Below are 23,657 nucleotides of genomic sequence, written 5' to 3'. Positions count from 1 at the left end.
GCGGCTTGCGACGGTGTCACGCTCTGTTCGAGCTCAGGAGCCGGAGACGACTTTCAGATTGCCGCCATGGCTGCCGCCTGCGAAGACCTGCTTGCGGCCGAACTCGTTGTTGAAGCCCAGACGCTGCTGCTCGCGGGTGATGCCGAGTTCGGGGAAAAGCAGTTCGGCGACGCGATAGGCCTCTTCCAGATGCGGATAGCCGGAGCCGATCACCGTATCGATGCCGATCTCCTGATACTCGCGAAGGCGCGCGGCCACCGTCTTCGGCGAGCCGACCAGCGCCGTGCCCGCACCGGCGCGCACCAGGCCGACGCCGGCCCAGAGGTTCGGCGAGACTTCGAGCTTGTCGCGCCGGCCGCCGTGAAGGGCGGCCATGCGCTTCTGGCCAACCGAATCGGACTCGTGAACGAAGCGCTCCTGCGCCTCGCGGATCGTATCGTCGTCGAGATGGCGGATCAGCCGCTCAGCAGCCTCCCATGCCTCATCATCGGTTTCGCGCACGATGAAGTGCAGGCGAATGCCGAAGCTCACCTCTCGGCCGCGCTCGCCTGCGGCCTTGCGCACCTTGGTAATTTTCTCGGCAACCTGTGCCGGCGGCTCGCCCCAGGTCAGGTACTTGTCGACGCGTCCGACGGAGAAATCGATGCCGGCATCCGACGAGCCGCCGAAATAGAGCGGCGGGCGCGGGTTCTGCACCGAGGGAAAGCCGAGGCGCGCATTGGTCGCCTTGATGTATTTGCCGTCGAAGCTTGCCGTTCCCTTTTCCAGCAGTTCCTCGAACACGGTGAAAAACTCTTCCGCATGGGCGTAGCGCTCGTCATGCTCGAGATGGATGCCATCGCCGGCAAGCTCCGCAGGGCTACCGCCGACGACGATGTTGAGCAGCAGGCGGCCGTTGGAGATCCGGTCGAGCGTCGTCGCAAGACGCGCGTAATAGGCAGGCGATGCCGTGCCGGGACGGATCGCCACCAGGAACTGCAGCTTCTCGGTCTTGGCGGCAAGGGCTGCTGCCGTCACGAAGGATTCTTCGCAAGCAACCCCGGTCGGCAGCAGCACGCCGGAATAGCCGAGCCGGTCGACGGCTTGGGCGATCTGCGTGAGATAGCCGATCTCGGGCGCACGGTTGAGCTCGGAGGAGCCGAGATAAGTGCCGTCGCCCGATGTCGGAATGAACCAGAGGAAATTGATGGGCTCGGATGTGCCTGTATGGGAGATGGTGGTCATTGGAAGACGGTCCTTTAGCTGCGGAATTCGAAAATCAACTCGCGTGGTCGAGATGGCTCTCTGCAAGCGGCGACACGCAGACCGTCTGCCTTGCGCAGAGCCGCCGCCGCACAGATGCTTGGGAGGATCGTAGTGGCGGCGGAGGCGGCAAGAAGGCCGGCTGTCTGTCTATGCGCGAGCATCTGAAATATCCCTGTCGATCGGATTGGCAGTAGGCAGATGCCTTTCGGTGTCTCTCGATCGTGAGGATAGTGACATAGACCACCAATTAGATCGACAATATCAATTTGCTATTCTAATCCGTTTTGGGGAATATTTTTCCGGCTCGGCGGCATGGAGGCCCTCTCCATGCCGCCGAGCGGAAATCTTGGCCTGGCTGGAAAATCAGCTTGCCTTGGGACGCCAGACGATATCGCCGGTCACGAGCTTCTTCGGCAGGATGCCGAGCCCGTGGAACTCGTCGGCGAGGGCTTGCTGATAGGCGGCGGCGGCATCGGTGATGGTCGAAACGCTGCCGAGATCGGCGCCCTTTCGCGTCAAGGTCACGCGCGTTACGTCAACAGGAACGCCGGTGATCTCGGAAAGCTCCTTCACCGTCTCGTCGAGATTGCTCTGGGCCGACGTGCCGACCTTGGCAAGCTCATCGATCACGTCGACGACCACTTGCCCGTTCGCATCGGTGAAATCGCGATTGGCGAGGAAGAAACTGTAGGAGTCGACGATGCCTTCGGCGGTCGTCAGGATACGTGTCTCCGGATCGGCTTCAGCAATCGCCAGATAAGGATCCCAGATCGACCACGCGTCGATGCTGCCATTCTTGAACGCAGCGGCGGCATCCGGCGGCGAAAGATCGAGCTGCTCGACATCTTCGGGCTTCAGGCCTGCCTTGCGCAGAACCTTGACGGTTACATTGTGCGCGCTGGAGCCGCGCTTGAAAGCGACCTTCTTACCTTTGAGGTCTTCAAGCGTCTTGATCGACGAATCCTTGCGCACGAGGATGGCCGAGCCTGCCGGGCTGCCCTTGTAGAGACCGACATAATAGAGCTGCCCGCCGGCCGCCTGGGCAAAGAGCGGCGGCACATCGCCAGTCGCGCCGAAATCGAGAGCACCGGCGCCCAGCGCTTCGAGAAGCGGCGGGCCGGAGGTGAATTCTGACCAGCTGACGGTAATGCCGCGATCGGCAAGCCGCTTTTCAAGTGCGCTGCGACGCTTGGCGAGCGCCAGCACGCCGTTCTTTTGCCAACCGATACGAAATTCGCTGGCGGCAGCGCGTGCCGGCCGGACAGCCGGCAGCATTGCCGTAGCCACGGCAGCTCCGAAAAGCCCGAGCGTGTGTCGACGTGAAATCATGACTATCCCCATATTGAACGATGTCGGGCCTGCTTTCGGCTGGTCGACCTGTCAGTTATGGATGCCATGATGATAAAATCTATAATTTAGATCGACATTTTTATTTGCAACATTTGGCCCTTGCTGAAATTTTGCGGCCCGGAAATCGACCTCAAGCGGAATTTTTTCGCGCGCCCCTTATGCTGCCTATTATCCCGGCTCACTCCCGACCTTCGGCAGCCAGCCGCTCGCGAATGAAGGTGGGGCCGCCGGCAAGACGTTTCGCAAGCAGGCTTGCGGGATCGACCATGCGCCAATAGGGCGTAACCGTCGAAACCGGCTCGCCCTTCTCCAGCGCGCCGTAGGACAACTCGGCGATCGCACGCAAATGCCGCTGGACGGTCACCGGGCAACAGGCGTCCGCCCCGTATTGAGCGGCGAGACGGCGGCGGAGAGTGCCGACTTCGGTGAGGACACCTTCCGGTGCCGATCGAATCTGCTCTGCGACCATCTGCTGCGATGGAATGAGCATCGCCTGCATTCCGCTGCGGCCTTTGCGCCGCGGCTTGATCGTCGGAATTTCCCCCATGTCACCTCCGGAACATAATATCTTCTCGCCAACTTAGGACTCGGCCGAACAGTGGCCAGCCTCATATTCATTGATCGCAAGGAAGTCCGTTCGCGGGCTTTTCTGCTCCCGCCGTTTCGGTTAATCCTCGGAGCCTGCACTTGAGGAAAAGGATAGGACATATGGCAAAAGTCGCGTTCATCGGTCTCGGCGTCATGGGTTTTCCCATGGCGGGGCATCTGAAGACGAAAGGCGGCCACGATGTCACCGTCTACAACCGCACGGCCGAAAAAGCTGCCGCCTGGGCCGAGAAATTTTCAGGCCACGCCGCCCCCACCCCGGCCGAGGCCGCCACTGGGGCCGATTTCGTCTTCGTCTGCGTCGGCAATGACGAAGATCTCCGCTCGGTGACATCGGGTGAGAACGGCGCCCTGCACGGCATGAAGCCAGGTTCGGTGCTGATCGACAACACCACCGCCAGCGCTGAGGTCGCCCGCGAACTTTATGCCGCGGCAAAGGAAAAAGCTGTCGATTTCATCGACGCTCCCGTCTCCGGCGGCCAGGCCGGCGCCGAAAACGGCGCCCTGACCGTCATGTGCGGCGGCGACGAGGCCGTCTTCGAACGCGCTAGGCCTGTCATCGACGCCTATGCCCGCATGGTTGGCCTGATGGGGCCGGCAGGCTCGGGCCAGCTGACCAAGATGGTCAACCAGATCTGCATCGCCGGGCTCGTCCAGGGACTTGCCGAAGCGCTGCATTTCGGCAAGCGCGCCGGCCTCGATATCGAAAAGGTCGTCGAGGTGATTTCCAAGGGGGCAGCCGGCTCCTGGCAGATGGAAAACCGCCACAAGACCATGAACGCAGGCAAGTATGATTTCGGCTTCGCGGTCGACTGGATGCGCAAGGATCTCGGCATCGTGCTCACCGAAGCCCGTCGCAACGGCGCCAAGCTGCCGGTCACCGCCGTCGTCGACCAGTTCTACGGTGACGTGCAGGCAATGGGCGGCAATCGCTGGGACACATCCTCGCTGCTCGCCCGCCTCGAAAAATGATCGGCCCCTCCTCCGATGCAGCCGAATTGATCGCGCATCTCGAAACGCTGCGTTCGGAGGAGAATGTCGCCGGCATGGCGCGCTTCGGCATTGTCACCGGCGGCGCCCTCGGCATCTCCAATCCCGATATCCGCGCGGTCGCCAGACTGGCGAAGAAGGATCACCTCAGGGCAATGCAGCTCTGGCGAAGCGATATCCGCGAAGCCCGCCTGCTCGCCCTCTGCACAGCCGAACCGAAGCGGTTGACGACGGAAGAAGCCCGAAATTGGGCCGATGATTTCAACTCCTGGGAGATCGTCGATTGCGCCGCCGATCTCTTCGTCGAAGCCCGGCTGGATGAACTCATCTCAGACTTCGCCGCCGACGAGCGCGAATTTATCAGGCGCACCGCCTTCGCCATGATATCAGGTGCTGCGGTTCACTTGAAGCAGGAACCTGATGCGACCATCCTCGCTTGGTTGCCGCTGATTGAGGCCCATGCCGGCGACCCACGAAACTTCGTGCGCAAGGCGGTCAACTGGGCGCTGCGCAGCATCGGCAAGCGCAATCTCGCCTGCCATGCGCCGGCCCTGGCGCTCGCAAGGGCCCTGGCGGAAAGCCCTGACAAAACCGCCCGCTGGATCGGCAAGGATGCCGTCAGGGAACTGGCCGGCGAAAAGCTGTTGGCACGGTTGAGATAAGGCGGGATGCCGGCTCGAATAAAGATGCCTGGCGCTGTGAGTCAATGCTGTTTGGATTTTTCGACTAGGAAATCGATCAGGACCCGTACCGCCGGCGGCATGCCCTTGGCCGTCGTGAAGACGATGTAGAACTGGCTCTCCTCCGACTGCCATTCCGGCAGCACCCGCACCAGCTTGCCGGCCTGGAGATCGGCCTCGCAGGCGCTTTCGAGCAAAAGCCCGAAGCCGAGGCCGGCACGGGCTGCGTCGAGGATGGCGGTCATACTGCGGCAGGTGAGCCGCGGCTGATGCCGAATCACCTGCTTAGCGTCATTCGGACCGACCAGTTCCCAGGTGTGGAACGACACCCATGACGTCATCGCCAGCGTCGGCTGGTCGGCGAGTTCGTCCACGCAATGCAAGTTGCCGGTACGTTCGACAAGCGCCGGACTTGCGACCAGGATACGCCTGATACGGTCGAGCTTGCGCATCGTCAGGCTCGTCTGCGTCTCCGGCTCGTTGGTCGCCCTCACCTCGAGGTCGATCCGTTCGTTGATGAGATCGGCGCGCCGGTCGGAGCCGATGATCTGCAGCTTGATCTTCGGATAACGTTCCAGGAATTCGGGCAGAATCCCCCCGACAGAGATGTCGACGAGACCGAGCGGGCAGCCCATCCGCACCACACCTTGCGGATCGGACTGAGCCTCGCTGACGATCGATTTGGCGCGATCGGCCTCCTGCAGGATGGTCTGGCATCTTTCGTAGAAAGCTTGGCCGATCTCAGTTACCCGGAAGTGGCGGGTCGAGCGTTCTATGAGCCTTGCGCCAAGCCCTTCCTCAAGCCGGCTGACCCGCCTGCTGAGCTTCGAACGTGGTATTTTGAGATCGCGACTTGCAGAAGCGAAACCGCCGCTGGAGACGACAGCGGCGAAATAATAGTAGTCGTTGAGATCGTCCATAAGAACAAGCTATCCGCGAGTAGGAATGAATGCCGGCCCCCAGCAAGGGTTGTATCCTCTCTCCCAAAAAGCTGTGATCACATTGTCGGCATTGGATTTTCTTTTCGCGACCTGTTGCGACAAAACAAACAGATGCCGAAGGGGAGAATAGACAAACAGCCGTCCGCACGACAATTCTATCGGTGGATCCAGCTCGTTGGAAAAATGGAAAAACAGGGTGCCTCTAGAACGAGGCTGGCGGGATGCTGAGTGCAATACACACCGCACCGGTTCGGCTCACCTGAAGGCATCGTCATTGACTGCCTTGAAGACTGCGCGTCAAAAACGCTGCAAGGACGGTCCGGCAGGGAAGACCGGACCCGTCCCCGTAGCTGATCGGAGGTCACTCGGATCAGAAACTGATTTAAGTGCTCCCGGTCCGAAGACCGGGAGCATATCCACCAAGTGGATTAGAACGAACGCTGCAGACGGAAGTAGCCCGTCGTGGAGTCGTCGCCATCATCCGGATCGAGGTACTGAACCGAAGCCTTGGCGTAGAAGTTGTCGACGATCTGGTAATCAACCGTCAGACCAACCTTCCAAGCATCGCCGAGACCGTCGTAGTCTTCCGGAACTTCCGTGCCACCGCCGAAGTAGTTGCCGTAGTACTGAACGGCCGGGGTGATCTTCAGCTTGTCGGTTGCCTTGATAGCATATTCGGCAGCGACAGCCCATTCAGCTGAGGAGTAGTAGGAATTCGGGCCGGAAGAGTAAACGCCTGCGAGGCCGAGCGTGCCGGGACCGATGTCAACCGTACCCATTGCACGGATAGCGCCGTCTTCGTTGTCGACGTCCCAGCCACCGGTGACCTGGTAGCTGAATGCGCCGGCAGTGCCGCCAACGCCGAAGGCAACGCCGACATTGTTCGGACCATCGTCCGCAGTAAAGACGCCGGTGACGGGATCCACGGTACCCTGGTAGACGCCGTCTTCCAGTTCGTCGACGCTGATGCCAGCGTAGAAGGTGCCGCTTTCATACTGATAGCGGATCGAGTTGTGCAGCGTTACGACCGAACCGATGTCGTCGGTTTCACCGGAGAGACCATCGTCCCACCAGCTGTAGAACAGACCGGCGCGGAAGCCCGCGACGTCGAGGTAAGCGGAGTCGAGGATGGCGTCCTGATCGGTGGCATTGTCAGCATTGAACTGCATGACGATGACGCCGGTCAGCGGACCATACTCGGTGTCGCTCTTGGCCGTGAACTGAACCTGACCGCGGGTGACGGCATCCCAGTCCGAATCGCCGCCGACATCTTCGCCAACGTTGACCTGGAAACGGATGTAGCCTTCGATCTTGAGGCAGGTTTCGGTGCCCGGGATGTAGAAGTAGCCGGTGCCGTAAGCGTCGCAGACGCGAACATATTCAACCGGTTCCGGCTCAGCAGCAACAATAGCGTCAGCTGCAAGAACCGGCGTCGATGCAGCAAATGCTGCTGCTGATGCAAGCAAAACCATTCTGATGTTCATTTACCAATCCATTCCTTTGTCGATCGGGGCTGGCTTCAGATCGGGTAGTCGATTTGAAGCCGGCCCAGTTTGAACAGCCATCTCGGCGTGCGGATCGATCGAACCGCCAAACCGTCATCACATACAAGGCCCTATCAAGCAATTCTCGATACACGCCAGATGGGTTCTCACCGGATACTTTCCCCGACAACGTGATTTTTATACAACAATTTCAGATATTTAGACGAAAGACACGCCAAACGGCTCCGCGACGGAAATCTTCCATCGCAAGCCGCAAACGCTACACCCCTTTGTCAAATTCTCCACCGCCCGACCCCCGTCGAACATACTGGTGAAGCGCATAAACTCTACCGCCGGCTAACAAGCACAAACAAGGTGGCGGTTTAGAACATGGTGTCCTGAATTCGATACCAATGAGACAAAATTATGACATATCGCCCATTGGTTTCATCGACCATAACCCCGGAATCCTTACCAGGCTATTCATTTTTCCAGGAATTAGGGGAGATTTGAGCGTTTTTTCGCTATTTTTGAGGCTTTTTTGCAAACGCCGACCGCATATGCCAGAACTCGGTCTTGCCGAACCGGCATTCTAGTGTGCGGCCAGCGTGTCACACCTCGCCTCCAACGGGCATATCCCCGGTCAGACTCACGCCTGGTCCCAGTCCTCGTTGCATTTTGCATGATCGCGTGCGGTCATGGCCGCACGCTTGACCTCAATCCTCGTTGGACTTGGCATTGTCGAGAATCATGTAGTCGAGCGGCAGCTGCGTCGAATACTTGATCTGCTCCATCGCAAAGGCGGAGGAAACGTCGCGAATCTCGATCTTGGCGATCATCCGCTTATAAAAAGCGTCATAGGCGGCGATATCGGGCACGACGACACGCAGGAGATAGTCGACATCGCCGCTCATCCGGTAGAATTCGACCACTTCGGGGAATTCGGCGACCACCTCGGAAAAGCGACGCAGCCATTCAATCGAATGGGTGGCAGTGCGAATCGACACGAAGACGGTGACCTTGGTGTTGACCTTCTCCGGATCGAGAATGGCGACTCGGCGCTTAATGACGCCGTCTTCTTCCATCTTCTGGATGCGCCGCCAGCACGGCGTCGTCGAGAGACCCACTTTCTTGGCGAGATCGGCAACGGCAAGCGTCGAATCTTCTTGCAGAAGACGCAGTATTTTTCGGTCGAGGCGATCCATGCGCACAACAGTCCTTTCGAATTATTTTCTTTGTATAACTCGATTCCGCGCAACGAAAAGAATTTTGTTTCAGGAAAGCAGCATTTTCGTCCGTTCCTGCAGGACCGGGAGCAATTCTTTCTCGAACCAGGGATTGCGCTTCAGCCAGCCGCTATTGCGCCAGCTCGGATGCGGCAGCGGCAGCACCGCCGGCGATCGGTCGGACAGAAGACTGTCGCGCCACGCTCGCACCGTCTCGGTCATATTGTCCTGCCTTTCGCCGGCCATATGCCAGGCCTGCGCATATTGGCCGATGACCAGCACCAGTTCGATCTGCGGCATGGCCGAGATCACTCTTTGCCGCCAGAACGGCGCGCATTCGCGCCGCGGCGGCAGATCCGCGCCCTTGTCGTCGTAGCCAGGAAAGCAGAAGCCCATCGGCACGATGGCGAATCGGTCTCGGTCGTAGAAGCTTGCCCTGTCAACGCCGAGCCATGATCGCAGCCGGTCTCCCGATGCGTCGTCGAACGGCAGGCCGCTCTCATGCACCCGAAGCCCGGGCGCCTGCCCTGCGATCAGGATGCGCGCACTCGATGAGATCACCGCCACCGGCCGCGGCTCGTGCTGCAGCCGGTATTCGAGGCCTTTCGCCGGTGCGTCTCGACAGATGCGACAGCAGGCGATCTCCCGCCGCAGCGTCTCCAGCATGGCTTCGTCGCTCATGGCTTTACTCCCACCCGACGATCTGCCCGATGAAGCGCAGGGCGCCATCGAAACCGGAACTCTGGCGCGCATGATCGCGCACATCGCGCGGCCGCTCGAAAGTCCCGGCCCAGAGGCCCGCCCTCTGAGCCTTCGCCTTAGCCTCCTCCTTGCCATAATCGCCATAGGAAATCGCCATGCCCCGGCGGACCATGGCGGCATTGATATCGCCGCCTGCCCCGCTCCGGCAGACGACCAGCAGCCTGTCGTAGCGGTCGCGCCGGCTGCCCTGACAAAGCGTTCCCGATACCAGCACCATGTCCTGCAGCGCCTCGCGCGCCGCGCGCCCGCAGGCCCAGGCTTTCCCCGCCCGCTCGCAGCTCTGGTTGAGTTCTGGCGCATCGATGCCTTCGAGGCGCAAACGTTCGTCTCCCAATACCAGGCTGTCGCCGTCGGCGGCATGGAAGGCGCCCGCATGCTCGATTTTTGCTGCATCGTTGAGCTTGGCGGCGATCAGCGCCACGAGCGCCAGCAGGGCAAAAGCAATCACGCCGTCGCGAATCAGGCGCAGGCCCCGTGTCACGCTTTTGCCTCCTTAAAAAACAAATCCTTGGCAAAGATGGCAAACATCTTCTTAAGAATTGCCGGTTAAGCTCTTATCCACCCTGGGATGAAGTTTCAACGTGCACATGAGTACCGGCGTAAGCACATCGACCGACAAGATCATCGTCGACAGGTCGCGCAGCCACCGCAACAAGGCCGTTTCCAAGGCCGTGCGGCAGACGCGCGAACGTCTTCAGTCCGGTCATGCGTCCAATTCCTCCTTCGATCGTGACGTGCTCGACATGTATGTGGCGTCGGTGCTGCAGGGCGCGACGATCATGCCGCTCTTCGTCGTCATCATCACCGCGCTTGGCGTCTATTTCACCCAGAATACGCAATTGATCTTCTGGGCGCTGCTGACACTCACCTGTCACGCCGGCAATATCCTGCTTGCAAGGCGGGCGCGCCGGCAGGAGATCACCGCCGAGAGCGCCCGCAAATGGCGCCGCCTGCTGCTCTCCGGCCAGTTCCTGATTGGCTGCTGCTGGGCCGTCTTCGCATTGCAGGGTTGCGACACCTGCGAGCCATCGAGCTTCATTCTTTATAAGGGCGCCACGCTGCTGATCGCGCTCTCCGTCACGGCGATGTCGAACTTCATGCTGACGCCCGCCGTGCTCGCCGCCTTCTCGCCGGCGGTCCTGGCGCTTGCCGCCAAGAGCGGCCTGTCGCGCGACCTCCTCGAAATCAGCCTGACGGGGCTCTTCACCACCACCCTCGTCTTCTTCAATTATATCAGCGACCGGCTCTTCAAGTCGAACCTCAGGATCCTTTCCTACCAATCGGAGAAGGACGACCTGATCGCCGAGCTGGAAGTGGCGAAATCGATGTCGGACGAGGCTCGCCGCCGCGCCGAAGAGGCAAACCTCGCAAAATCGCGCTTCCTTGCCTCCATGTCTCACGAACTCAGAACCCCGCTCAACGCCATCCTCGGCTTTTCCGAGGTGATGTCGGCCGAAGTCATGGGCCCGCTCGCCAATCCGACCTACAAGGAATATGCCGGCGATATCCACCGCTCCGGCCAGCATCTGCTCGATCTCATCAACGAGATCCTCGACCTCTCCCGCATCGAGGCCGGCAAATACGAGTTGAGCGAGGAGGCGATCTCGCTTCTCGATATCACCGAAGATTGCATCGGCATGGTCCAGCTGCGCGCCCGCGCCAAGAACATTGCCATTTCGGACCAGTTCGAGCGGCAGCTTCCGGCCATCTGGGCCGACGAGAAGTCGATGCGCCAAGTGGTGCTCAACCTTCTCTCCAATGCCGTCAAGTTCACGCCGCAGGGTGGCGAGATCCACGTCAAGGTCGGCTGGACAGCTGGCGGCGGACAGTACATCTCGATCAAGGACAATGGCCCTGGCATTCCGGAAGAAGAGATTCCCGTCGTCCTGTCGGCCTTTGGCCAGGGCTCGATCGCCATCAAGAGCGCCGAACAGGGTACCGGCCTCGGCCTGCCGATCGTCCAGGCGATCCTTGCCAAGCATGACGGACAGTTCCTGCTGAAATCGAAGCTGCGCGAGGGCACCGAGGTTATCGCCATTCTGCCCGCCAAGCGCGTGCTCCAGAGCCTGCCGGCCGTCGAGGAGGCCCAGGCCGTCGCGCGCAAGCGCAAGAGTTTTGCCTGATTCAGCTAAAGCATGAAGCCGAAAAGTGTGAGCGGTTTTCGGGCAACATCATGCTTCAATTTTTAGACTTGAATCCGGATGACTTCCGGCCGATCCAGCGTGAAATCATCCGGTTCCAAAGAACAGGTGCTTGCCGAGGACGAAGCCGACATAAAGGCAGCAGGCGGCGATCATGCAGGTCACCGCGAAGGAGCCGAGATCCTTGGCATGTTTGCCGACGATCGAAATCTCCGGCGAAATCCGGTCGATCACCTCTTCGACGGCGGTATTCATCGCCTCCATCGAAAAGAGCCCGAGAAACAGAAGCACCGCGACGACGATCTCGCCAGCACTTGCACCGACGAGCGCCAGTGCCGCGATCGAAACGACGAAGAAACCGAGTTCCTGACGGAAGGCCGCCTCTTTCAACACCCGCAGGAAGCCCGCCCAGGAATAGCTGGCGGCGGCGATGAAATGCCGAATTCCGGTCTCTTTCGTCACCGCAGGCTTCGTCAAGATGCCCTCTCCTCTTGCCGTTGCATCAGACCGGGAAAGGCTTTGCCGTCCCCTTCGATGAGCGAATACGCAAATACCGAATCCATTTGAGCGGCGCAAGCGAACACGGGCGGATCGGCAGTGCCGACCGCGGGATCGGCGGCGCCGACCGCAGCCTCAATGTTTGTTGGTCACACCTGCCTGGGCGAAGGTCGCCATGCCGGAATGGCAGGCGGCGGCCGCCTTGACGATGCCGGCGGCTAGCGCCGCACCAGTGCCTTCGCCGAGCCGCATGCCAAGCGCCAGAAGCGGCGTCTTGCCGAGCATCTCGATTGCGCGCAAATGTCCGGGCTCGCCGGAAACATGGCCGATCAGGCAATGATCGAGCGCGGACGGATTGGCGGCTTTCAGGATCGCCGCCGCTGCGGTCGCGACATAACCGTCGATCAGCACCGGAATGCGCTCCATGCGGGCGGCAAGGATGGCGCCGGCCATCGCCGCGATCTCGCGGCCGCCAAGCCGGCGCATGATCTCGAGCGGATCGTCGAGATGGTCACCATGCAGCGCCACCGCTTTTTCCACCGCCGCGATCTTGCGCTCCAGCATCTCGCCTTCCGAACCGGTGCCGGGTCCCACCCAGTCACGCGCCGAACCGCCGTAAAGCGCATAGTTGATCGCCGCCGCAATCGTCGTATTGCCGATACCCATCTCGCCGATGCAGAGCAGGTCGGTGCCGCCGGCGATCGCCTCCATGCCGAAGGCCATGGTCGCGGCGCAATCGCGCTCGGAAAGGGCTGCCTCCTCGGTGATGTCGCCGGTGGGGTAATCGAGCGCCAGATCGAAGACTTTCAGCCCGAGATCATAGGCGACACAGATCTGGTTGATTGCCGCACCGCCGGCTGCAAAATTCTCGACCATCTGTTGCGTCACCGTTGGCGGAAAGGGCGTGATGCCCTGCCTGGTGACGCCGTGATTGCCGGCAAAGATCGCCACCAGCGGCCGGTTGACGGCAGGTGTGCGGCCCGTCCAGGCAGCAAGCCAGAAGGCGATTTCCTCAAGCCGTCCGAGCGCGCCCGGCGGCTTGGTCAGCTGCGCGTCACGTTCGCGCGCCGCCACCAGCGCGCGGGCATCCGGGCCCGGCAGATCGCGAAGAAGGGTACGGAAATCGTCGAACGGCAGACCTGAAACGCTCATCTGTGCGGTTTTCCTATGAATCCGGGTATTCTTGTTTTTTCCACGCAAATCAGCTTCTTTGCGGATGGCCACTCTCTTAAAGCGGGCGGACGAAGCGAACAACTCCAAAAGCGCCGCCGCGACCATAAGCCGAGACCACAAGCCGAGACCACAAGCCGAGACCTCTGGCAGAACGAAGCAGAATGAAGATCAAGGACTATGCGGTCGATACCGCCCGCGCCGTCGCCTTCCTCAGCCGCATTCCAATGCCGCAATCGCTGTTCAAAGGCTATGACGGCAGGCTCGGCCGGCTGGTGCGCGCCTTTCCCTTTGCCGGCATCGTCATCGGCTTCATCCCCGCACTCGCGCTCCTCCTGCTTTTGGGGCTGCGTGCGGACCCGCTGATGACAGCCTTGATCGCGCTTTCCATCCAGGTCCTCGTCACCGGCGCGCTGCACGAGGACGGTCTGGCCGATACGGCCGACGGCATTGGCGGCGGCAAGAGCCGCGAACAGAGCCTCCTCATCATGAAAGACAGCCGGATCGGCACCTATGGCGCGATAGCGCTGATCCTCTCCTTCGCGATCCGCGCAGCCGCGCTTGCTGTGATCGCCCGCCATTCCTCGCCACTCGCAGCCGCGCTTGCCATTCCTGCCGTCGCCGCCCTCAGCCGCGGTGCCATCGCCTGGCACTGGCAGCGGTTGGCACCGGCAAAGGCCGATGGCGTGGCCGCCTCGACCGGCCAGCCGGACGAGGCGGCGATGCAGTTTGCGCTCGCCTCAGCCGGCCTCGTCGCAGCGCTTCTGATCTGGCCGGCCTTCGGCCTGCGGCCGCTGGTTGCAAGCCTGCTCGCCACCGGCATCGCAGGGTTTGCCTTCACCGCTTTCATCCGCCGCAAGCTTGCCGGCCACACCGGCGATACGCTGGGCGCGACGCAGCAAATTTGCGAGATCGCCACTCTTTGCGCCCTTGCCACGGCACTTTGAAACTCCGATATATCCTTCATGCAAACACCGTGCATTCACCTCTGCTCCTTGGTTTCAGCCACCGGATTTTGCGCCGGCTGCGGCCGGACTCTTCAGGAAATCGGCAGCTGGACGAGCTATTCCGACACTGAGCGAAGGCGGATCATAGCGCTGCTGCCGGCAAGGCTTGCAGGTTCCGCCACGGTGGCGAACCATATGAAATCAAGCCTCGTCGCCGGGCCGGAGCGGCCTCTATGATCCGTTTGACCGTCTTCCTCGTCGTCATCGGCATCGGCCTTGCCGCGCTGATCGTCAACAATGACAACAGCCGCATCCTCGGCCTGCAAAGCGATGACTTCGGCCGCGTCGTCTATCTGCTGCCGATCGCACTGATGCTGTCTGCCGGCATCTGGGCGAGCCGGCGCAGTGTCGGCGAAACGATGCGCCAGATGATGATCTGGCTCGTCATCATCCTGGCGCTCGTGACCGTCTACCTCTATCGCCAGGAAGCGCTCGGCGTCGGCAACAGGCTGCTCGCCGGCCTCGTTCCCGGTCGCGCCGTCGTCGTCACGACGAGTGAGGGCGGCCAGGAGATCATCCTGCACAAGCTGCTGAACGGCCATTTCCAAGCCGATGTCGCGGTCAACGGCCAGACGATCGAGATGCTCGTCGATACCGGCGCCAGCATGGTGGCGCTGTCGCGCGAAGATGCCGAACGGATCGGCATCGACCTCTCCCGCCTCACCTATTCCATGACGGTCATGACCGCCAACGGCCGCGGCCGCGCAGCACCCGTCACGCTCGACCAGGTAGCGATCGGCCCGATCGTCCGCAACAATGTCGCAGCCAGCGTCTCCGAGGATGGCCGGCTCGACCAGAGCCTGCTCGGTATGAGCTTCCTGGAAACGCTGGGCTCGCTGCAGATGCAGACCGACGAACTCCGCATGCGCGACTAATTGCGGCTCCACCGCTTTACGGCGACGACCGGATCTGGCAGCTTGAGCGCAAGAACAACAAGACCACAAAGAGCAAAAAGAAACTCCTGCCGCATAATTCCTTAAATCGGAATCGATTTAAGGAATTATGCAACAATTCAAAGTGCTACAGCGTCCTTTGCGCGTCTGAAAAGACGCGCGGCGCTGTAGTCTGGTGGCACCGCATGTTCGACCGGCCTTCGCCCGAGGCGAGGCCTTGACCCATGGGTGCGACAGGAGCTTCGCGATGAATTCACTCTGGCCGATCGTCATCGGCGGCGTTCTGCCCGCCCTGTTCTGGGGCATCACCGCCATCTTCCAGAAGCAGAGCGCCACATCAGCCACCGGCTCCGCTGTCTACCTGATCGCCTTCGGCGCCGCCTGTGCGTTGGCTGGCCTGATCGCCGCCCTGATCTGGCGCCCTGCCCCCTGGACCGCCGAAGGTCTCGGCTTTGCCGCCACCGCAGGCGCCTGCTTTGCCGTCGGCACCGGCCTCATCAGCTTTGCGCTTTTCACTTACGGTGTCCCCGTCTCAAAACTCGCGCCGATCTGGAGCTGCAACGTACTGGTGACGCTGGCGATAGGCGCCGTCTTTCTCGGCGAAGCCTCCGAGCTCGACGTAATGAAGCTCGTCGCCGGCACCCTCCTCATCATCTCGGGCGCCCTTCTCGTCAGCAGCGCTTGACGGGAACTGGTGCGCCGCCACATGCTCCTGCGTTGCAGCGCCTTCTGCTTTGTTGATATCCTGAGTCCAGGCGCCTCTGCGCGCCGTACCGGAGCTCGACATGAACCCACGACAATTGAAGACATTCCTTGCGGTGATCCGGCAGGAGAATCTCACGCGCGCCGCTGCCGAGGTCAATCTCGCTCAGTCAAGCCTCAGCGACCAGATACAGGCGCTGGAAGAGGAACTGGGCGCAGAACTCTTCCTCCGCTCCCGGCAGGGCGTCGTCCCGACAGCGGCAGGTTCGGTCCTCAAGGCTTACGCCGAAGAGATATTGGCGCTGAACGACGAAGCGAATGCCGCCGTCAGCGCCGCGGCCGGCAGTGCGGAGCAGTCCGTCACATTGGGCACGCTCGAAACCATCGCCGCCGAAAGACTGGCACCGTGGCTGTCACTCTTTCGCGGGAAGAACCCAGACGTCGGCCTCAAGCTCAAGGTCGGCGGCAGCGGCGAATTACTTGCGCAATTGCAGCAGGGCTCGATCGACGTCGCCTTCACCTTCGATCGCGGACAGCAGGATGAGCGCTTCTTGACGCGCCGCATCTGCAGCGAACCGCTGGTGTTGATTGCCGGCGGCGATTCACAAGCCCGACCACCGGTGAGCCTCGCGACACTGAGCACCGCCCCCTTCGTCGCCACCGAAACCGGCTGCGTCTACCGTCACCTGTTCGACACTGCCTTCGCCGAAGCGCAGATTGCAGCACCATCAATCGTCACCGAAGCCGACAGCATCGCGACGATCGTCCGGCTCGTCGCATCCGGCACCGGTTATGGCCTCGTGCCGCGCCTTGCGGTCGGCCCGGCCGCAACACGGGGCGACGTCGTCGAACTGCCATGGCCGGGCAATCCACCTGCCGCTTCACTGGTGATGATGTGGCGGCGCAGGCGCGTACAGCCGCCGGCGCTTACCCTCCTGCTGCAATCGGCAAGCGAGGAACTCTCGCCGCTCAGACCAGCCGATGCCCGCCTTCGACATGCAGGATAGTGCCGGTGGTGAATCCGTTGCCGATCAGGAAGCGGATCGCATCGGCAATATCATCGGGCCGTCCAACGCGTCCAGCCGGCAGGCGCTGTGCCATCGCATCAAGCGTCGCCTGCTTGGCCTCGCCGGCGACGAAGCTCCAGATCGGCGTATCTACCCATCCGGGAGACACCGCGTTGATCCGGATCGGCGCCAGTTCGACGGCAAGCGCCCTGACCAAGCCTTCGAGCGCCGCATTGACGGCTGCGACCACCGATCCACGCGCCGCCGGACGGTAGGCCGCGACACCTGATGTATAGGTGATCGATCCTGAGGGCGGCAGATGGGCGGCACCATATTTTGCCAGCAGCAGCGGCCCGTAGATTTTGCTTTCGACCACCCTTTGCGCCGCCGTAAGCTCGACCGTAGCCAGCAGCTGATAGGCGCCTTCGATATCGGCCGCCGTGCTGACGATGTGATCGACCGGCCCGCTATTGCAAAACAGCGCCGCGACCTCTTCCTCGCGCGATATATCGACGGCAACCGTCGCCAATCCAGGATGCTCGCCGAGATTGCGGCGGGCCGCCGTAAGCTTATCTTCGCTGCGTCCGGCGATCGTCACCGCCGCCCCTTCCCCGAGTAAACGCCTCGCCAGCGCCAGCCCCATTCCGGAACTGCCGCCAACAATAATGATCTTCGCGCCTTCGATCCTGATATCCGTCATCTGCCATCTCCTTCTCGGCTGATGCAGCAGATGCCTCGGATTAGAGCGGAAGAAAAACGGAAGAAACCGATGGCGTCATCGAGTTTTCCGATGGCGCGTGTTCGGGTGAATAGTCAGTTGCGCAGCCGGTAACCGGTCTTGAAGATCCAGGCGAGCGTTCCCAGGCAGATCACCAGGAACACCGTGATCATCGCCAGGCTGATCGCCGGGTTGACGTCGGCGATCCCGTAAAAACTCCAGCGGAAGCCGCTGACGAGATAGAGCACCGGGTTGAGGTGGCTGACCGCCTGCCAGAAGGGTGGCAGCATGCTGACGGAATAGAAGCTGCCGCCGAGGAAGGTCAGCGGGGGCACAACCAGCATGGGAATGAGGTTCAACTGTTCGAAATTGCCGGCCCAGATGCCGATCATGAAGCCGAACAGGCTGAAGGTGATCGCCGTCAATAGGAAGAACAGGATCATCATGAAGGGATGCTCGATCCTGACGTCGACGAAGAGATTGGCGGTCAGGAGGATGATGAAGCCAATGATCATTCCCTTGGTCGCCGCCGCCCCGACATAACCGAGCAGGATCTCCGTCATCGCCACCGGCGCGGAAAGCACCTCGTAGATCGTGCCGGTGAATTTCGGGAAATAGATGCCGAAAGAGCCGTTGCTGATGCACTGTCCGAGCAGCGTCAGCATGATCAGGCCGGGCGTGATGAAGGCGCCGTAGGACACACCCTCTACCTCCTGGATGCGTGATCCGACCGCGGCGCCGAAAACGATGAAATAGAGCGAGGTCGAGATCACGGGCGAGATGACGCTCTGCAGCAGCGTGCGGCGCGTGCGCGCCATCTCGAAGAAATAGATCGATTTGACGGCCTCGATGTTCATTTTTCCGCTCCCACCAGCGCCACAAAGATGTCCTCGAGCGAGCTTTGCCGCGTCGAGAGATCCTTGAAATGGATATTGTTCTCACCGAGCCGGGTCAGCAGGGCCGCGATGCTTTCCTGTTCGTTGCCAGCGTCGAAATCATAGGTCAGCCGGTTGCCGTCTGCTTCCAGCGTCAGCCCGTTGCCGGCAAAACAATCCGGCAGGCGGCTGAGCGGTTCGGTGAGATCGAGGATGAGCTGCTTGCGGCCGAGCTTGGCCATCAGCGCCGCCTTGTCCTCGACGAGCAGCAACTTGCCGCCATTGATGACGCCGACGCGGTCGGCGATTTCCTCGGCCTCTTCGATATAATGGGTGGTCAGGATGATCGTGACGCCAGAGGCCCTAAGCTCTTCGACGACATGCCACATGTCCTTGCGCAGCGTCACGTCGACGCCGGCGGTCGGCTCGTCGAGGAAAAGGATATCCGGCTCATGCGAGAGCGCCTTGGCGATCAGCACCCGTCGCTTCATCCCGCCGGAGAGCTGGCGCAGCATATTGTCCTTCTTGTCCCAGAGCGACAGCGCGCGCAGCACCTTCTCGATATGCGCAGGATTGGCTTTCTTGCCGTGCAGCCCGCGCGAAAAGCTGACTGTATTGAACACCGTCTCGAACTGATCGGTGGTGAGCTCCTGCGGCACCAGCCCGATCATCCCGCGGGTGGCGCGGAAATCCTTCACGACGTCGTGGCCTGCGACCAGCACCCGACCGCTGCTCGGATTGGCGATGCCGCAGATGATCGAGATCAGCGTCGTCTTGCCCGCGCCGTTCGGCCCGAGCAGCGCCAGGATCTCACCCTTTTCGACGTCGAGATTGATGCCCTTCAGGGCCTCGAACCCATTGGAGTAGGTCTTGGTGAGGTTCTGAACGGAAATGATGGGGGCCATGCGGGACTCTTGCGGATTCTCGGAAGTTACTTCGGCCCGCTATATAGTCCCTTTGTAACGCTTTAACATCCTTTAGCGCATGAACACTGCATTCACGTGCTGCCAACACAGTTGGCCCGCCGAAGCGGTTGGCCGGCGAAAGAAAGGCAGCGTCGGCTTCAGATGTCATCATCCGGTGATCTTCATGCCCGATAAGGGAGCCGAGGCCAGCACCGGCATCCGCCCCGCCGCCACCCCTTTGCGGAGCCGTCTCCGGGTGTTCTCGTTGCACCCCTTTTTTGCTGCCTCGGCATGTAGTCAAAGTTATTGTTCAGTTACGAAGTGCTTGGAACCGGCCAGTATCCCCTGTTCAGCCGCGTTCGTCTTAGCCGGCCCTGCGCCGGCTTTCTTTTTTCGTTTCCCAGCTCATTCTTTCTGTAGTCCACCGTGGATGAAAGCGACTAGGTGCCCCTCACAGCTCGTCGTAATTGAACCAGTCAAAATCCGCGGCCTTCGCCCGGCCCGACGTATCGAAGGCAAACACGCCGGTGAAAGCGCCGGTGAAGGAGCCATGTTCGCCGCGTCCGCCCTCGTCTGAGATCACCCCGGCATCGAGGACCGGGCCGATCGGTTGCCAGGCGCCCTTGCCTTCGGTCTGCCAGAAGAATTGCAGGTCGTTCTCGCGGATTTCCATGGCGAGCTGGACGCGGCCCTCGGCGGCGATCGCCACGCCGCTGTCGACGGGAAAGCTCAGGCGTCCGTTCGGGTAGTCGCCGTTGCAGGAGAGGATCGTCACGCAGCGGCCGAGTGTTTCGTGCAGCGTCACCGCGACGGCGTGGAATTTGTGGCGGTTGTAGTAATGCGTCAGCCCCGCAACCTGCTGATAGGTGTCGGGCGAGAAGTCGATCACGGTTTCGGCGCGGAAACTGTGGTGTTCCTGACGGCGGGCGACCAGCGACTGTTCAAACCAGGAGCCAATACTCTCACGCGCAATCAGGCGCAAATGGCCGACACGATCCGTCAGGTTGAAGATGCGCGCGGGCTCGGGCGTGCGTAGCCACTGGAAATCGGCAGGCAATGTGCCGCCGTCGAAGTTGTATTCGCTGCGCATCGGCTTTTCCACGGGCACCGCGCCAAAGAGGCCCGGCACATCGACATCGGGCACTGAGGTGCCGTTTTCAAGATAGAGCCAGTCATCGTCGCGCCAGACGCATTTCTGTAAGGATGTCTCGCGCCCCAGCGTGCAGCGCCGTTTCGGCGGTAGCGGCCGGCCGCAGAGATGGGTGTGATAGGCCTCGCCCTCGGGCGTCTCGACATATTGACCGTGCCCTGCCCGCTGCAGCACCGCGCCCGGGTGATCCTTGGAGGTGATGAGATGCATGTTCGGATGCATCTCATAGGGTCCGTCGATCTTTCGCGACCGCGCCATGGTGACGGCATGGTCGTAGCCGGTACCGCCCTCTGCGGTGGTCAGGTAATACCAGCCGTTGCGCTTGAAGAGATGCGGACCCTCGACGAGGCCGAGCGGGCTGCCGGCGAAAATATTGTTGATCGGCCCCTTCAGCGCCTTTGCCGCCGGATCCCATTCCTGCAGCAGGATGCCGTCGAAGGCCGGCGATTTCGGCGAGCCGCCATAGCTTTCGGTACGGTGGTTCCACTGCATGTTGACGAACCACTTGCGGCCGTCATCGTCGTGGAAGAGCGAGGGATCGAAGCCGGAGGAATTGACATAGACCGGCTCGGACCATTCGGCCTCGATCGTAGGTGCCGTGACGATGTAGTTCGGCGCATCCTTGAAATTGCCGTCGTAGCGCTTGACGTCGGTATAGACCAGCCAGAACTGCCCGTCGGCATAGGACAGGCAAGGCGCCCAGATGCCGCAGCTATCGGGATTGCCGCGCATGTCGAGCTGTGATCTGCGCTCCAGCGGCCGGCGCACCAGCGTCCAGTTCACCAGGTCGCGCGAATGGTGGATCTGCACGCCGGGAAACCATTCGAAGGTCGAGGTGGCAATGTAATAATCAGCGCCGACGCGGCAGATCGACGGATCGGGATTGAACCCGGGCAGGATGGGATTGCGGATCATGACAGGGTCTCCTCCGAACGGCGGTGCTTTTTTTGCTGTACGTACATCAGATTATAACAGTAAAAGGCCCGGAAGACTTGCCTCCGGGCCTGAGATGACTATTCGCGTTCGGCGGACTTGGCCCAGAGATTGATGTCGGCCTCGCGGGCATAAACGTCGATCTCAGCAAGCTCCTCTACACTGAATTCGAGATTGTCGAGCGCCTTGACGCAATCGACGATCTGCGACGAGCGGCTTGCGCCGATCAGCGCCGAGGTCACGCGGCCGCCGCGCAGTACCCAGGCGATCGCCATCTGCGCCAGCGTCTGGCCGCGCCTTTCGGCGATCTCGTTGAGCTTGCGGATATTGTCGATGATCGAGGGGCGGATGTAGTCGCGCTTGAGAAAGTGGTTCTGCGCCGCGCGGCTGTCTTCGGGAATGCCGCCGAGATATTTCGTCGTCAGCATGCCCTGGGCGAGTGGCGAGAAGACGATCGAGCCCATGCCGACCTCATCCAGCGTATCGAGCAGCCTGTCGTCCTCTACCCAGCGGTTGAGCATCGAATAGCTCGGCTGGTGAATCAGGCACGGCGTGCCGAGATCCTTGAGGATCTTTGCAGCTTCGCGCGAGCGCTGCGAATTATAGGAGGAGATGCCGACATAGAGTGCCCGGCCGGAACGGACGATATGGTCGAGCGCGCCGCAGGTCTCTTCCAATGGCGTTTCCGGGTCGAAGCGGTGCGAATAGAAGATGTCGACATAATCGAGGCCCATGCGCTTCAGGCTCTGGTCGCAGGAGGCGATCAGGTATTTGCGGCTGCCCCATTCGCCATAAGGGCCGGGCCACATGTCGTAGCCGGCCTTGGATGAGATGATCAGTTCGTCGCGAAGCCCGACGAATTCGGTGCGCATGATTTCGCCGAAGGCGGTCTCGGCGCTGCCAGGAGGCGGGCCGTAATTGTTGGCGAGGTCGAAATGGCTGATGCCGAGGTCGAAGGCCGTGCGGCACATATCGATTTTGCGATCATGCGGCGTGTCGCCGCCGAAATTGTGCCAAAGGCCGAGCGAGACGGCCGGCAGCTTCAGGCCAGAACGGCCCGTGCGGTTATATTTCATTTTCGAATAACGGTCTGCGGCTGGTTGCCAGCTCATGATCCCAATCCTTAAAAGCAATTCCGGGAAAAGCGTGCAGCATTTTCCCTGGGAATTGCGCGTAACAAATGATCGAAGCAAAAAGGCGCGGGCTCATCGCCCGCCCCGACAATAAGGTTTCGCAGGCCTACTTCAAGAGCGCCTGCGCCTCCTCGATGCCGAGGGCGGCCGGTTGCGTGCAGGTCGTGGTCAGGTCGATGAAACGGCCCTCTTCGCCAGATTTCAGGATCGAGGTCATGACGTCGACGCCGTGCAGCGTGCGGTCGAGCGAGCAACGCGCATCGCGGCCTTCGATCAGTGACATCGCCATGTCGGCAAGGCCGGCGGTGCGGTAGTTGGCGCGCGATCCGTTCGGGCTTTCCTGATTGATCTTGCCGAATGGATGCTCCCAGGCGTCGAGCGGCTTGATGTCCTTGTCGCGGCCGCTTGCCTCGACGGTGCCGCCGAAGAAGTTCGGATCCGGCACGTAGAGCGAACCGTCGGTGCCGTAGAGTTCCATATTGGCATGGCGGTGCGACCAGACGTCCCAGCTCGCCGTCAGCGTCACCGTGGCGCCGTTGACGAATTCGAGCAGCGCCTGGATCGTCGTCGGCGTCTTGACCGGGATGATCTCACCGTTGCGCGGCTGGCTGGTGATGGTGCGGGTCGGCGACGCCATCGAGGTCATGCCGCCGACACGTTTGACCGGGCCGATCAGGTTGATCAGGTTGGCGATGTAATAAGGGCCGAGATCGAGGATCGGGCCACCGCCCGGCAGAAAGAAAAAGTCCGGGTTCGGATGCCACATCTCCATACCGGGGCTCATCACGTAACAGGCGCCCGAGGTCACCCGGCCGATGCCGCCGTCATCGATGAACTTGCGGGCAAGCTGATGGGCGCCGCCGAGGAAAGTGTCGGGCGCACAGCCGACGGCAAGGTTCTTTTCCTTGGCGATGCGACGAAGCTCCTCACCCTCCTCGAGCGAAAGCACCAGCGGCTTTTCGGAATACACGTGTTTTCCGGCCTCGAGGATCGCCTTCGATACCCGGAAATGCGCATCCGGGATCGTCAGGTTGACGACGACGTCGATCTCGTCATTGACGAGAAGCTCATCAATCGTCTGCGCTTTGACGCCATATTCCTTGGCGCGCGCCTCGGCCGCCTGCGCGTTGATATCGGCGCAGGCCAGCACCTTCAGCCCCTTGAAGAGCGGTGCCAGTGAGAAGTAAGTGGTGGAGATGTTGCCGCATCCGATGATGCCGACGCCAAGTTCCCTGGTCATG

At 61.2% G+C, this 23,657-nt stretch carries 24 protein-coding genes; 8 read left to right on the top strand and 16 right to left on the bottom strand.

Annotated elements, in window-relative coordinates:
* Positions 1-33: 33 nt before the first annotated feature.
* The 3 genes from ssuD to HX898_RS03780 form a co-directional block, all read right to left on the bottom strand.
* Complete coding sequence (gene ssuD, locus HX898_RS03790; protein WP_168349466.1) at positions 34-1,224, bottom strand: FMNH2-dependent alkanesulfonate monooxygenase; 1,191 nt, start codon at positions 1,222-1,224, stop codon at positions 34-36.
* Positions 1,225-1,608: 384 nt separating this feature from the next.
* The gene (locus tag HX898_RS03785) at positions 1,609-2,574 is read right to left on the bottom strand and encodes an aliphatic sulfonate ABC transporter substrate-binding protein (protein ID WP_180194044.1); all 966 of its coding nucleotides are present in this window, start codon (positions 2,572-2,574) and stop codon (positions 1,609-1,611) included.
* Positions 2,575-2,773: 199 nt separating this feature from the next.
* Positions 2,774-3,142: a hypothetical protein gene (locus HX898_RS03780; RefSeq protein ID WP_180194043.1), complete on the bottom strand. Its 369-nt coding sequence runs from the start codon at positions 3,140-3,142 to the stop codon at positions 2,774-2,776.
* Between the two features lie 161 nt (positions 3,143-3,303).
* On the opposite strand from HX898_RS03780, the gene HX898_RS03775 reads away from it, so the two are divergent.
* Together HX898_RS03775 and HX898_RS03770 are read left to right on the top strand one after the other, a co-directional pair.
* On the top strand, positions 3,304-4,173 hold the full coding sequence (locus tag HX898_RS03775; protein WP_180194042.1) for an NAD(P)-dependent oxidoreductase: 870 nt from the start codon (positions 3,304-3,306) through the stop codon (positions 4,171-4,173).
* Positions 4,170-4,853, top strand: coding sequence for a DNA alkylation repair protein (locus HX898_RS03770; RefSeq protein WP_180194041.1), 684 nt, complete (start codon positions 4,170-4,172; stop codon positions 4,851-4,853). Before HX898_RS03775 ends, HX898_RS03770 begins: the two co-directional genes overlap by 4 nt.
* 41 nt (positions 4,854-4,894) lie before the next feature.
* Here the strand turns inward: HX898_RS03770 and HX898_RS03765 are convergent, their stop codons facing one another.
* From HX898_RS03765 to HX898_RS03745, 5 genes are all read right to left on the bottom strand, one after another.
* Positions 4,895-5,791 carry a LysR substrate-binding domain-containing protein gene (locus HX898_RS03765; protein WP_138329183.1) on the bottom strand — a complete coding sequence of 299 codons (897 nt, stop codon included), beginning with the start codon at positions 5,789-5,791 and terminating at the stop codon, positions 4,895-4,897.
* A 449-nt stretch (positions 5,792-6,240) separates the two neighbouring features.
* Complete coding sequence (locus HX898_RS03760) at positions 6,241-7,296, bottom strand: porin (RefSeq protein ID WP_138329182.1); 1,056 nt, start codon at positions 7,294-7,296, stop codon at positions 6,241-6,243.
* Positions 7,297-8,012: 716 nt separating this feature from the next.
* Positions 8,013-8,501 carry an Lrp/AsnC family transcriptional regulator gene (locus tag HX898_RS03755; RefSeq protein ID WP_003540387.1) on the bottom strand — a complete coding sequence of 163 codons (489 nt, stop codon included), beginning with the start codon at positions 8,499-8,501 and terminating at the stop codon, positions 8,013-8,015.
* A gap of 69 nt (positions 8,502-8,570) precedes the next feature.
* Positions 8,571-9,203, bottom strand: a complete 633-nt coding sequence (locus HX898_RS03750) for a uracil-DNA glycosylase family protein (RefSeq protein ID WP_180194040.1) — start codon at positions 9,201-9,203, stop codon at positions 8,571-8,573.
* A 4-nt stretch (positions 9,204-9,207) separates the two neighbouring features.
* Positions 9,208-9,765, bottom strand: coding sequence for a thermonuclease family protein (locus HX898_RS03745; RefSeq protein WP_180194039.1), 558 nt, complete (start codon positions 9,763-9,765; stop codon positions 9,208-9,210).
* 106 nt (positions 9,766-9,871) lie between these two features.
* Between HX898_RS03745 and HX898_RS03740 the strand changes: the two genes are divergently transcribed.
* Positions 9,872-11,407, top strand: coding sequence for a HAMP domain-containing sensor histidine kinase (locus HX898_RS03740; protein WP_027667588.1), 1,536 nt, complete (start codon positions 9,872-9,874; stop codon positions 11,405-11,407).
* A 105-nt stretch (positions 11,408-11,512) separates the two neighbouring features.
* Here HX898_RS03740 and HX898_RS03735 read toward each other — a convergent pair whose 3' ends face one another.
* Together HX898_RS03735 and cobT are read right to left on the bottom strand one after the other, a co-directional pair.
* Positions 11,513-11,902, bottom strand: a complete 390-nt coding sequence (locus tag HX898_RS03735) for a diacylglycerol kinase (RefSeq protein WP_180194038.1) — start codon at positions 11,900-11,902, stop codon at positions 11,513-11,515.
* Positions 11,903-12,058: 156 nt separating this feature from the next.
* A complete protein-coding gene (gene cobT, locus HX898_RS03730) occupies positions 12,059-13,075 on the bottom strand; it encodes a nicotinate-nucleotide--dimethylbenzimidazole phosphoribosyltransferase (RefSeq protein WP_180194037.1) in 1,017 nt (338 codons plus the stop codon).
* A 182-nt stretch (positions 13,076-13,257) separates the two neighbouring features.
* Between cobT and HX898_RS03725 the strand changes: the two genes are divergently transcribed.
* The 5 genes from HX898_RS03725 (at position 13,258) to HX898_RS03705 (ending at position 16,702) form a co-directional block, all read left to right on the top strand.
* On the top strand, positions 13,258-14,040 hold the full coding sequence (locus tag HX898_RS03725) for an adenosylcobinamide-GDP ribazoletransferase (RefSeq protein ID WP_180194036.1): 783 nt from the start codon (positions 13,258-13,260) through the stop codon (positions 14,038-14,040).
* Between the two features lie 18 nt (positions 14,041-14,058).
* Positions 14,059-14,277 (top strand): DUF1289 domain-containing protein, encoded by a 219-nt coding sequence (locus HX898_RS03720; RefSeq protein WP_180194035.1) that lies wholly within the window; start codon positions 14,059-14,061, stop codon positions 14,275-14,277.
* Entirely contained in the window at positions 14,274-14,975 is a 702-nt protein-coding gene (locus HX898_RS03715) for a TIGR02281 family clan AA aspartic protease (protein WP_180194034.1), read from the top strand. Before HX898_RS03720 ends, HX898_RS03715 begins: the two co-directional genes overlap by 4 nt.
* 265 nt (positions 14,976-15,240) lie before the next feature.
* On the top strand, positions 15,241-15,678 hold the full coding sequence (locus tag HX898_RS03710; RefSeq protein WP_138329174.1) for an EamA family transporter: 438 nt from the start codon (positions 15,241-15,243) through the stop codon (positions 15,676-15,678).
* A gap of 100 nt (positions 15,679-15,778) precedes the next feature.
* Complete coding sequence (locus HX898_RS03705; protein WP_180194033.1) at positions 15,779-16,702, top strand: LysR family transcriptional regulator; 924 nt, start codon at positions 15,779-15,781, stop codon at positions 16,700-16,702.
* Here the strand turns inward: HX898_RS03705 and HX898_RS03700 are convergent.
* The 6 genes from HX898_RS03700 to HX898_RS03675 all read right to left on the bottom strand — a co-directional run bounded on the left by HX898_RS03700 (position 16,665) and on the right by HX898_RS03675 (position 23,656).
* Positions 16,665-17,402, bottom strand: coding sequence for an SDR family oxidoreductase (locus HX898_RS03700; RefSeq protein ID WP_180194032.1), 738 nt, complete (start codon positions 17,400-17,402; stop codon positions 16,665-16,667). The two genes, HX898_RS03705 and HX898_RS03700, sit on opposite strands and share 38 nt — an antisense overlap.
* A gap of 113 nt (positions 17,403-17,515) precedes the next feature.
* Positions 17,516-18,277: an ABC transporter permease gene (locus HX898_RS03695; protein ID WP_027667579.1), complete on the bottom strand. Its 762-nt coding sequence runs from the start codon at positions 18,275-18,277 to the stop codon at positions 17,516-17,518.
* Entirely contained in the window at positions 18,274-19,200 is a 927-nt protein-coding gene (locus HX898_RS03690) for an ABC transporter ATP-binding protein (protein ID WP_138390986.1), read from the bottom strand. The genes HX898_RS03695 and HX898_RS03690 overlap by 4 nt, the downstream gene beginning before the upstream one ends.
* 451 nt (positions 19,201-19,651) lie before the next feature.
* Complete coding sequence (locus HX898_RS03685) at positions 19,652-21,265, bottom strand: glycoside hydrolase family 43 protein (RefSeq protein ID WP_138390985.1); 1,614 nt, start codon at positions 21,263-21,265, stop codon at positions 19,652-19,654.
* Positions 21,266-21,363: 98 nt separating this feature from the next.
* Entirely contained in the window at positions 21,364-22,395 is a 1,032-nt protein-coding gene (gene mgrA, locus HX898_RS03680) for an L-glyceraldehyde 3-phosphate reductase (RefSeq protein ID WP_138329167.1), read from the bottom strand.
* A 127-nt stretch (positions 22,396-22,522) separates the two neighbouring features.
* Entirely contained in the window at positions 22,523-23,656 is a 1,134-nt protein-coding gene (locus HX898_RS03675; protein ID WP_017988583.1) for a Gfo/Idh/MocA family oxidoreductase, read from the bottom strand.
* Position 23,657: the final 1 nt, after the last annotated feature.

It is taken from the genome of Rhizobium sp. WYCCWR 11128 (assembly GCF_013416305.1).
Taxonomy (GTDB): Bacteria; Pseudomonadota; Alphaproteobacteria; order Rhizobiales; family Rhizobiaceae; genus Rhizobium; species Rhizobium indicum.
This window is presented reverse-complemented; position numbering and strand designations above follow the sequence as displayed.

Coding starts and splice junctions, on each gene's coding strand:
- ssuD (WP_168349466.1), bottom strand. CDS start 1,224: ATGACCACCATCTCCCATACAGGCACATCCGAGCCCATCAATTTCCTC.
- HX898_RS03785 (WP_180194044.1), bottom strand. CDS start 2,574: ATGATTTCACGTCGACACACGCTCGGGCTTTTCGGAGCTGCCGTGGCT.
- HX898_RS03780 (WP_180194043.1), bottom strand. CDS start 3,142: ATGGGGGAAATTCCGACGATCAAGCCGCGGCGCAAAGGCCGCAGCGGA.
- HX898_RS03775 (WP_180194042.1), top strand. CDS start 3,304: ATGGCAAAAGTCGCGTTCATCGGTCTCGGCGTCATGGGTTTTCCCATG.
- HX898_RS03770 (WP_180194041.1), top strand. CDS start 4,170: ATGATCGGCCCCTCCTCCGATGCAGCCGAATTGATCGCGCATCTCGAA.
- HX898_RS03765 (WP_138329183.1), bottom strand. CDS start 5,791: ATGGACGATCTCAACGACTACTATTATTTCGCCGCTGTCGTCTCCAGC.
- HX898_RS03760 (WP_138329182.1), bottom strand. CDS start 7,296: ATGAACATCAGAATGGTTTTGCTTGCATCAGCAGCAGCATTTGCTGCA.
- HX898_RS03755 (WP_003540387.1), bottom strand. CDS start 8,501: ATGGATCGCCTCGACCGAAAAATACTGCGTCTTCTGCAAGAAGATTCG.
- HX898_RS03750 (WP_180194040.1), bottom strand. CDS start 9,203: ATGAGCGACGAAGCCATGCTGGAGACGCTGCGGCGGGAGATCGCCTGC.
- HX898_RS03740 (WP_027667588.1), top strand. CDS start 9,872: ATGAGTACCGGCGTAAGCACATCGACCGACAAGATCATCGTCGACAGG.
- cobT (WP_180194037.1), bottom strand. CDS start 13,075: ATGAGCGTTTCAGGTCTGCCGTTCGACGATTTCCGTACCCTTCTTCGC.
- HX898_RS03725 (WP_180194036.1), top strand. CDS start 13,258: ATGAAGATCAAGGACTATGCGGTCGATACCGCCCGCGCCGTCGCCTTC.
- HX898_RS03720 (WP_180194035.1), top strand. CDS start 14,059: ATGCAAACACCGTGCATTCACCTCTGCTCCTTGGTTTCAGCCACCGGA.
- HX898_RS03715 (WP_180194034.1), top strand. CDS start 14,274: ATGATCCGTTTGACCGTCTTCCTCGTCGTCATCGGCATCGGCCTTGCC.
- HX898_RS03710 (WP_138329174.1), top strand. CDS start 15,241: ATGAATTCACTCTGGCCGATCGTCATCGGCGGCGTTCTGCCCGCCCTG.
- HX898_RS03705 (WP_180194033.1), top strand. CDS start 15,779: ATGAACCCACGACAATTGAAGACATTCCTTGCGGTGATCCGGCAGGAG.
- HX898_RS03700 (WP_180194032.1), bottom strand. CDS start 17,402: ATGACGGATATCAGGATCGAAGGCGCGAAGATCATTATTGTTGGCGGC.
- HX898_RS03695 (WP_027667579.1), bottom strand. CDS start 18,277: ATGAACATCGAGGCCGTCAAATCGATCTATTTCTTCGAGATGGCGCGC.
- HX898_RS03690 (WP_138390986.1), bottom strand. CDS start 19,200: ATGGCCCCCATCATTTCCGTTCAGAACCTCACCAAGACCTACTCCAAT.
- HX898_RS03685 (WP_138390985.1), bottom strand. CDS start 21,265: ATGATCCGCAATCCCATCCTGCCCGGGTTCAATCCCGATCCGTCGATC.
- mgrA (WP_138329167.1), bottom strand. CDS start 22,395: ATGAGCTGGCAACCAGCCGCAGACCGTTATTCGAAAATGAAATATAAC.
- HX898_RS03675 (WP_017988583.1), bottom strand. CDS start 23,656: ATGACCAGGGAACTTGGCGTCGGCATCATCGGATGCGGCAACATCTCC.